Below are 1,440 nucleotides of genomic sequence, written 5' to 3'. Positions count from 1 at the left end.
CACGCCCACGGCCTGGCGCCTGCTGGCCGCGGTTGACGGGAATGTGCTCGACCGGCTGCGCTCGGCCCGTGCGTCAGCGCGGGAGATCGCCTGGCTGCAGGCCGCCGAGCACGGCGAGGGCATCCCTGCCGTGAAGGCCGGCGGACGCGAACTGCCCGGCCTGGTCTTGGACATCGATGCCACGCTGGTGACCTGCCACTCGGAGAAGGAACAGGCCGCACCCACCTACAAGGGTGGCTTCGGCTAGCACCCGCTGTTGTGCTTCCTGGCCAATACCGGCGAGGCCCTGGCGGGGCGGCTGCGACCCCGGCAACGCCGGAGCCAACACCGCCACCGATCACATCGCGGTCCTCGGCGATGCCCTCGCGCAAATCCCCGACGCCCACCGCTATGGCACCGACATCCTCGTTCGCGCCGACAGCGCGGGCAGCGCGAAAGCCTTCCTTGCCCACCTGCGGACGTTGCGCGAGCACGGCCCGGACCTGCGGTTTTCAGTCGGATGCGCGGTTACCGAGCCGGTCCGCCGCGCGATCCGGGCCCTGCCCGACGGCCTCTGGCATCCCGCCCTGGACCAGGACGGCACCCTGCGCGAGTCCGCCGAGGTCGCGGAGCTGACCGGCATGGTCGACCTGAACGGCTACCCGGCCGGCACCCGCATCATCGTGCGACGCGAGCGTCCGCACCCCGGCGCCCAACTGTCGTTGTTCGACCAGGACGAGGGCCTGCGGCATCAGGTGTTCCTCACCGACACCCCGTTCGCGGGCGGCGGCTCCGCCCAGTTTCTGGAGGTCCGCCACCGCGGACACGCCACCGTCGAGGACCACATCCGGTGCGGCAAGACCACCGGCTTCGGCCGCTTCCCCTCCCGCCGCTTCGAAGTCAACGCGGCCTGGCTGGAACTTTCCCTGACCGCGATCGACCTGCTCGCCTGGACCCGCGTCCTGCTGTTGGAAGGTGAGCTGGCCACCGCCGAACCCAAGAAGCTCCGCTACCGGCTCCTGCACGTCGCCGCCCGCCTCACTCGCGGCGGCCGCCGTTTGCGCTTGCGGATCTCAGCGACCTGGCCCTGGAGCAACGAGCTGGCCACGGCCTTTCACCGCCTCGCCGCACTGCCCCGCCCGGCCAACTGACAGCTACCCATCCTGCCCGCCCACACCCGAAGGACCCCGGAGAACCCGACCACCGCGCCGGGCACTCGCCATGCCCACCGACCGACACCGCCTCGAACAGCCACACTCAACCGCCCAGCAACCCCAACCGAAACGGCGAGGCTAATACCCATTACCGAAGGCGACGGGAGGGCGGAGACGGGCATGCACAAGCTCTGCGGCATCGGACATCTGATCGACTAACGAGCTCGTGCATGGTTGGCGGTGACGCGTCGAAAGGTGCAGGTCGGGCCGGGGGTCACCGTGCCTGACGGGCCCCGCGGGTGGCGGT

At 70.6% G+C, this 1,440-nt stretch carries 1 pseudogene; it reads left to right on the top strand.

Annotated features, from left to right (window positions below):
* Positions 1-1,130 (top strand): annotated as a pseudogene (locus tag ACWFQ8_RS33540) (IS1380 family transposase); the annotation flags it as partial.
* Between the last annotated feature and the right edge of the window lie 310 nt (positions 1,131-1,440).

The sequence above is a fragment of the Streptomyces sp. NPDC055254 genome (genome assembly GCF_053606025.1).
The sequence above is the reverse complement of the archived record's forward strand: the minus strand, read 5'-3'. Positions and strand labels throughout refer to the sequence as shown.